The sequence below is a fragment of the Pedomonas sp. genome (assembly GCF_036515995.1).
In the GTDB taxonomy this organism is placed as follows: Bacteria; Pseudomonadota; Alphaproteobacteria; order Sphingomonadales; family Sphingomonadaceae; genus Pedomonas.
The window spans coordinates 1-7,393 of the sequence record NZ_DATBUP010000100.1; the positions used below are offsets into that span (position 1 = coordinate 1).

7 protein-coding genes are annotated in these 7,393 nt (G+C 66.1%); 4 read left to right on the forward strand and 3 right to left on the reverse strand.

Annotated elements, in window-relative coordinates; genetic code table 11:
• The 3 genes from VIG90_RS07645 to fsa all read right to left on the reverse strand — a co-directional run.
• Nucleotides 1–324 (reverse strand): site-specific integrase (locus VIG90_RS07645; RefSeq protein ID WP_331592897.1); only part of this gene is annotated, 324 nt, incomplete at its 3' end.
• Nucleotides 321–899, reverse strand: coding sequence for a DUF484 family protein (locus VIG90_RS07650; protein ID WP_331592898.1), 579 nt, complete (start codon nucleotides 897–899; stop codon nucleotides 321–323). The genes VIG90_RS07645 and VIG90_RS07650, both read right to left, overlap by 4 nt.
• A 17-nt stretch (nucleotides 900–916) precedes the next feature.
• The gene (fsa, locus tag VIG90_RS07655) at nucleotides 917–1,570 is read right to left on the reverse strand and encodes a fructose-6-phosphate aldolase (RefSeq protein ID WP_331592899.1); all 654 of its coding nucleotides are present in this window, start codon (nucleotides 1,568–1,570) and stop codon (nucleotides 917–919) included.
• Nucleotides 1,571–1,633: 63 nt separating this feature from the next.
• On the opposite strand from fsa, the gene VIG90_RS07660 reads away from it, so the two are divergent.
• The 4 genes from VIG90_RS07660 to VIG90_RS07675 all read left to right on the forward strand — a co-directional run bounded on the left by VIG90_RS07660 (nucleotide 1,634) and on the right by VIG90_RS07675 (nucleotide 7,387).
• Complete coding sequence (locus VIG90_RS07660) at nucleotides 1,634–3,877, forward strand: primosomal protein N' (RefSeq protein ID WP_331592900.1); 2,244 nt, start codon at nucleotides 1,634–1,636, stop codon at nucleotides 3,875–3,877.
• A gap of 532 nt (nucleotides 3,878–4,409) precedes the next feature.
• Entirely contained in the window at nucleotides 4,410–4,949 is a 540-nt protein-coding gene (locus VIG90_RS07665; RefSeq protein ID WP_331592903.1) for a F0F1 ATP synthase subunit delta, read from the forward strand.
• A gap of 3 nt (nucleotides 4,950–4,952) precedes the next feature.
• Nucleotides 4,953–6,482, forward strand: coding sequence for a F0F1 ATP synthase subunit alpha (atpA, locus tag VIG90_RS07670; RefSeq protein WP_331592901.1), 1,530 nt, complete (start codon nucleotides 4,953–4,955; stop codon nucleotides 6,480–6,482).
• Between the two features lie 20 nt (nucleotides 6,483–6,502).
• Nucleotides 6,503–7,387 (forward strand): F0F1 ATP synthase subunit gamma, encoded by an 885-nt coding sequence (locus VIG90_RS07675; protein WP_331592902.1) that lies wholly within the window; start codon nucleotides 6,503–6,505, stop codon nucleotides 7,385–7,387.
• Nucleotides 7,388–7,393 lie beyond the last annotated feature (6 nt).

Consider the following 7,393-nt stretch of genomic DNA (forward strand, 5'->3'; position numbering starts at 1 on the left):
TCCCTCGGCCCGCGCCAGCCAGCGATACCACGCCTTCAGGCTGGAGGCGGCATGGGCGATGGTGGACGGGCCTGCGCCGTCCGCCCGCCGGTTGGCGAGGAAGGCGCGAAAGTCGGTCAGGTCCGCCTCGGCAAGAGTCTGGTCGGTAACCATGCTGCCGGTATGCCGGGCCATGAACGCAATGAACTGGCGGGCGACGCGGCCGTAGGCGGTCAGCGTGTGAGGCGAGGCGCGGCGTTCGTGGGCCAGGGCGGCCAGCCAGCGCTGGGCGAGAGTGTCCGCCTCCTGCGAAGCCGGGGGCGGGGTTTCGGCGTCTGTGGTCACGCCCGCAGGCTCAGCCAGTGGTTGAGGCAGCGGGCGGAGACGGCTCCGAGGAACGATAGCAGTTCCACGTTGGCGAGCTTCTCGAATGCGTGGGGCGTGCGGGAGCCGAGCGCGAGGAGCCCACGCGGCCAGCGCTCGTCCATGGGCAGGCGGATCAGCGCCTGAGACTTTATGAGGTCAGCGGCGGGCCCGAACAGGGGCAGGCCGAGCTCCACATCGCGCACGCTGACGGTGCTGCGGCCGTCCAGCCATGCGCCAAGCTGGCCGGGGCCGATGAACTGGAGGCCGGGAGGGGCAAGGCGCACTGCCTCCGGGCTGGTTTCCAGCGCGACGGCCACGGCGTCTAGCCCCAGAATGTCCACCCAGTCCTGCGTGATCACATGGACAAAGTGTTCCGGGCTTCCCGCGTCCAGCGCCGCAAGAACGGCAGTGTGAACGCGGGACTGGGAGTCGCCGCGGCTGCGCGCGACCTGGAGCAGCGAGGCGTGGGCCTCGCCCAGCGCGTCAACCTTCGCCCGAAGCCGGGACATGGCCTCGAACTGGAAGTCGATGATCTTGGGCGAGTCATCAGCCACGCTGCGTGCCTTGGGGGTTAGAGGATCGACTGGCCGGTCTTTTCCCAGTCTGCCAGGAATGCCTTCAGGCCGTTGTCGGTCAGCGGGTGGTTGGCCAGCTTCTTCAGCACGTCGGGCGGCAGGGTGCACACGTCAGCGCCGATCTTGGCGGCTTCCAGCACGTGAACCGGATGGCGTACCGAAGCAACGAGGATTTCGGTGTCGAAGCCGTAGTTGTCGTAGATCACCCGGATGTCGGAGATCAGGTCCATGCCGTTCCACGACACGTCGTCATGACGGCCGACGAACGGGGAGATGAAGGTTGCGCCCGCCTTGGCGGCCAGCAACGCCTGGTTGGCGGTGAAGCAGAGGGTGACGTTGGTCTGGATGCCGCGGTCGGTCAGCTTCTTGCAGGTCTTGAGGCCATCGAGGGTCAGCGGCAGCTTGATGCAGATGTTGGAAGCCAGCGGAATAAGCTTCTCGGCTTCCTTCATCTGGGTCTCGTGGTCCATGGCAACCACTTCGGCCGACACCGGGCCATCCACGATCGAGGCGATCTCGGCGACCACTTCCAGGAAGTTGCGGCCGGACTTGGCGATCAGCGACGGGTTGGTGGTCACGCCGTCCAGCAGGCCGGTTTCGGCCAGTTCGCGAATCTGGGCGACATCGGCCGTATCGACAAAGAATTTCATGAAACGCTCCTAAGCCCGCAGGCTCCATTGACTTGGGTTTGAGGCGTTCTTAACCCTGCGGGTATGTCCACATCAAGCGATGGTAAGCCGCAGGACGGCAGAACGACGGGCAATCGTGTCCGTGTGCTGCTGTGTCAGCATGGCCTCTCCGTGCTGGATTACAAGAATCCGGAAGGGGAGGCCCTGCAACCGGGGGATGTGGTGCGCGTGCCGCTCGGCCCCCGGCAGGTGCCCGGCGTGGTGTGGGATCCCGAGAGCTTCGCCGTGCAGGAAGTGGCGGAAAGCCGCCTGCGCCCGGTGGCGGGCAGGCTGCCGGTGCCGGCCCTGCCGGAGGCGACGCGCAAGCTGGTGGCGTGGACCTCGCGCTATTACATGGCCCCGGCGGGCGCGGTGCTGCGGATGGTGCTGAGCGTCTCGGACGCGCTGGAAGAAGCCAAGACCATTACCGAGTACCGGGTCGCCGAAACCCTGCCGGCCGGCGCGCCGCTGACGAAGAAGCGGCTGGAAGCGCTGGAGCTGCTGGCGGGCCAGCAAGGCACGGTGCGGGATCTGGCCAAATCGGGCGTCACCGAATCCATGATCCGCACCCTGGTCTCGGCAGGCATGCTGCGCCCCGTGCCGGTGGCGGCCGATGCGCCCGTGCCCCAGCCAGACCCGGACTTTGCACAGCCCGTGCTGAACGCCGAGCAGGCGGCGGCTGCCGAGGAACTGATGGCTCCGGTGGCGGAGGGGCGATTCGCGCCGCTGCTGCTGGAGGGCGTCACCGGTTCGGGCAAGACGGAGGTGTACTTTGAGGCCGTGGCCGAGGCGCTGCGACAGACGAACAATGGGCCGGATGGCGAGGATCGGGGCGGGCAGGTGCTGGTGCTGCTCCCCGAAATTGCGCTGACCGAGCCATGGCTCAACCGTTTCCGCGCCCGCTTCGGCTGCGAGCCGACGGCGTGGCACTCCGACCTCACCCAGAAGGAGCGGCGGCGGGCGTGGCGCGCGGCGGCCAGCGGCGAGGCCCGGGTGGTGGTCGGCGCGCGCTCGGCGCTGTTCCTGCCCTATCCGAACCTCAAGCTGATCGTGGTGGATGAGGAGCACGAAACCACCTTCAAGCAGGAGGAGGGCGTGCTCTACCACGGGCGGGACGTGGCCGTGATGCGCGCCAGCCTCGAGGGCTGCCCGGTGATCCTTGCCTCGGCAACGCCCGCGCTGGAGACCCGGCTGAACGCGGAGAGCGGCAAGTACCGCCACGTGCGCCTGCCGGACCGGTTCGGCGGCGCGTCCATGCCTGCCATCGCCAGCCTTGATTTGCGCCGCAGCCCGCCCGAGCGCGGGCGCTGGATGTGCGAGCCGCTGCACCGGCAGGTGGTGGAAACGCTGGACCGGGGCGAGCAGGTGCTGCTGTTCCTCAACCGGCGCGGCTATGCGCCCCTGACGCTGTGCCGCACCTGCGGGGAGCGCATCACCTGCCCCATGTGCTCGGCGTGGCTGGTGGAGCACCGGTTGACCGGGCGGCTGCACTGCCACCACTGCGGCTTTGCCACGCCCATTCCCAAGGCCTGCCCCTCGTGCGGGGACACCGAATCGCTGGTGGCCTGCGGGCCGGGCGTCGAGCGCGTGGCCGAGGAGGTGGAGAGGGTCCTGCCGGAGGCAAAGGTGGCGGTCGTCACCTCCGATACGGTCTATTCTCCCGCCAAGGCGGCAGCGTTCGTCAATAGTGTGGAGACCGGGGCGGTCAACGTGCTGGTCGGCACCCAGATCCTCGCCAAGGGCTACCACTTCCCCAACCTCACGCTGGTGGGCGTGATCGATGCGGATCTGGGGCTGGCGGGCGGAGACCTGCGCGCCTCCGAGCGCACCTTCCAGCAGATCACCCAGGTGGCGGGCCGCGCCGGTCGCGGCGCCAAGCCGGGCCGGGTGATCCTCCAGACTTATCAGCCGGACGCCCCGGTGCTGAAGGCGCTGGTGAAGGGGGATATCGAGGGATTTTACCGGGCGGAAGCCGCCGCCCGTCAGCGGCATGACATGCCCCCGTTCGGGCGGCTGGCGGCGCTCATCCTCTCGGGGCCCGACCTGAATGCAGTGAACGACACAGCCCAGAGCCTTGGTCGCGCCGCGCCGCGCGTGACCGGGCTGGAGATCCTAGGCCCCGCGCCCGCGCCGCTGGCCCTGCTGCGCGGGCGGCATCGCGTGCGCTTCCTCATCAAGGCGCGCAAGGGCATGTCGCTGCAAACCATCATGGCTGAATGGCTGGAGCGGGTGCGCTGGCCGTCCTCCGTGCGGGTGACGCCGGACATAGATCCTCAGAGCTTCCTCTAGGGGAGCGGACCCCCGCTATAAAGCAAGTCGATTGTTTTAATCCTATTTGTTCACGTTTTATTCCTTGACCGGGGCACGCCGAAGGGGTAGCTTCAGGAACAGGGGCGTTGCGAATCATTGCTTGGAAACACGGTCATCGCACATGCGAAATGACGGTCTTCCGAACAATGATTACGAAACAAAAATGAAGGGGGGCGAGATGGGTCAGCTGGCCGCAGGTGCAGACAACCGAAAGTGGAAAGACGGGCGTTTTCCTCGCCCTGGCGCGGCAGGTGCGCACTTCAAGTGCAACAATACAGCCGCTTTCCCATCTCCCGCCACGTTTCACGGGCGCGCTCCGCAGTGGACGGCGCGCCGCCTGGCGGGGCCGGAAACAGGCGCGCGGATCGTCGCACAGTCTGGACACGTCCTTTGTTGCCTTGCAACAGAGGTCTGTGCGTGCTAGCTGGCCCGCGCTCGTGCCGAAGGTCCATCTTCGGCGCGTCGTCTATGGTTTTACAAACGCAAGGGGCACCACGTGGCCGACGCTCAAATGAACGTTTCGGGACTTGCCGGTCGCTACGCCACCGCCCTTTTTGAGCTCGCCCGTGAATCGAACACCATCGATACGGTCGCGGCGAGCCTGAAGACGGTGACGGCCGCGCTCGACGAGGGCGGCGACTTCGCAGCCTTGGTTACCAACCCGCTTGTCGGCCGCAGCGCCGGCACGAAGGCGGTGACCGCAGTTGCCAAGGCCCTCGGCCTTGACTCGATCACGACCAACTTCCTTGGCGTCCTGGCGCAGAATCGCCGCCTTGCGGTGCTGCGCGACGTGGTGCGTGATTTCGGCGTGCTGCTTTCGGCGCACCGGGGCGAGGTTTCGGCCCAGGTGACCGCAGCGCATGCGCTGACCGACGATCAGGTCGCTCAGCTCAAGCAGAAGCTCAAGGCGGGGCTCGGCCAGGATGTGGCCGTTGACCTGCGCATTGACCCGTCGATCCTCGGCGGTCTCATCGTCAAAGTGGGCTCGAAAATGATCGACAGCTCACTGAAGACTAAGCTCGACACTCTCTCCCTCGCCATGAAAGGGTAAGTCATGGAGATCCGTGCAGCGGAAATCTCAAAGGTCATCAAAGACCAGATCGCCAACTTCGGCGCTGAAGCCCAGGTATCGGAAGTCGGCCAGGTTCTGTCGGTCGGTGACGGTATCGCCCGCATCTACGGTCTCGACAACGTCCAGGCGGGCGAGATGGTCGAGTTCCCGGGCGGCATCAAGGGCATGGCCCTCAACCTGGAAACCGACAACGTCGGCGTCGTGATCTTCGGCGAAGACAAGTCGATCCGTGAAGGCGACACCGTGCGCCGCACCGGCACCATCGTGGACGTTCCGGTCGGCCGTGGCCTGCTGGGCCGCGTGGTGGACGCGCTGGGCAACCCGATCGACGGCAAGGGCCCGATCGAGAACGTCGAGCGTCGCCGCGTCGAAGTGAAGGCTCCGGGCATCATCCCGCGCAAGTCGGTTCACGAGCCGATGCAGACCGGCCTGAAGGCGCTCGACGCCCTGGTTCCGGTTGGCCGTGGCCAGCGCGAGCTGATCATCGGTGACCGTCAGACCGGCAAGACCGCCGTAGCCATCGACACCTTCATCAACCAGCGCGAAGCCAACAAGACGCTGCCGGACAACCAGAAGCTGTTCTGCATCTACGTCGCCGTTGGCCAGAAGCGTTCCACGGTCGCCCAGATCGTGCGCTCGCTGGAAGAGAACGGCGCAATGGAGTACTCGATCGTGGTCGCCGCGACCGCGTCCGAGCCGGCTCCGCTGCAGTTCCTGGCACCGTACACCGGTTGCGCCATGGGCGAGTTCTTCCGCGACAACGGCATGCACGCCGTGATCGTGTATGACGACCTCTCCAAGCAGGCCGTGTCCTACCGCCAGATGTCGCTGCTGCTCCGCCGTCCGCCGGGCCGCGAAGCCTACCCGGGCGACGTGTTCTATCTGCACTCCCGCCTGCTGGAGCGCGCCGCGAAGCTCAACGACGCCAACGGCGCCGGTTCGCTGACCGCACTGCCGGTCATCGAAACCCAGGCTGGCGACGTGTCGGCCTACATTCCGACCAACGTGATTTCGATCACCGACGGTCAGATCTTCCTCGAGACGGAACTGTTCTATCAGGGCATCCGTCCGGCCATCAACGTCGGTCTGTCGGTGTCCCGCGTGGGCTCCGCCGCTCAGACGAAGGCCATGAAGAAGGTCGCGGGTTCCATTAAGCTGGAACTGGCGCAGTACCGCGAAATGGCGGCCTTCGCCCAGTTCGGCTCGGACCTCGATGCCGCAACCCAGAAGCTGCTGAACCGCGGCGCTCGTCTGACCGAGCTGCTGAAGCAGGGCCAGTACCAGCCGATGGGCTTCGAAGAGCAGGTCGTGTCGATCTTCGCAGGCGTGAATGGCTATCTCGATGCCATCCCGGTGCGCGACGTGGTCCGCTTCGAGCGTGCCTTCCTGACCGAGATGAAGTCCAAGCACGCCGACGTGCTGGCCACCATCCGTTCCGAGAAGGATCTGTCTGACGCAACGCGCGCCAAGCTCAAGGAGATCCTGGACGCGTTCGCCAAGACCTTCGCGTAAGCGGATTGGAGTAGCCGGGCATGCCGAGCCTCAAAAGCCTCAAGAATCGCATCGCCAGCGTGAAATCCACGCAGAAGATCACCAAGGCGATGAAGATGGTGGCCGCCGCCAAACTGCGCCGTGCGCAGGAGGCGGCGGAGGCCGCACGCCCCTATGCCGAGCGCATGGAGGCGGTGCTGGCGTCGCTTGCGACCAAGGCCGATCGCGGTGATTCACCGTCCAAGCTGCTGGTCGGCACGGGCCGCGACGACGTTCATCTCGTCGTCGTCGCCACGTCCGAACGCGGCCTGTGCGGTGCGTTCAACACCAACATCGTCCGCGGCGCGCGTCTGAAGATCGACGCGCTGCTCCGCGAGGGCAAGCAGGTGAAGATCCTGTGCGTCGGCAAGAAGGGGCGCGCTGTTCTGCGCCGCTTCTACGGCGACATGATCATCGACACCATCGACCTGAGTAACGTTCGCCGCCTTGGCTTCGCGAACGCCCAGCCCATTGCCGAGCGCGTCATCGACATGTTCGATGCCGGCGAGTTCGACGTGGCCTGGCTGTTCTACGCCAAGTTCAAGTCGGCGCTGGTGCAGGAAGTCACTGCCCAGCAGCTCATCCCGGCGGCCCTTCCGGTCGCTGCCGAGGGTGATGCCGACGTCGCCGTCAGCGTCGTGGAATACGAGCCGAGCGAGGAGCAGATCCTCGAGGCGCTGCTGCCGCGCAACATCGCGGTGCAGGTGTTCCGTGCACTGCTGGAAAACGCAGCCTCCGAACAGGGCTCGCGTATGACGGCGATGGACAACGCGACCCGCAACGCAGGCGACATGATCAACCGTCTGACCCTCCAGTACAACCGGAGCCGTCAGGCCGCGATCACCACGGAACTCACTGAAATCATCTCCGGGGCCGAGGCCCTGTAATACGGT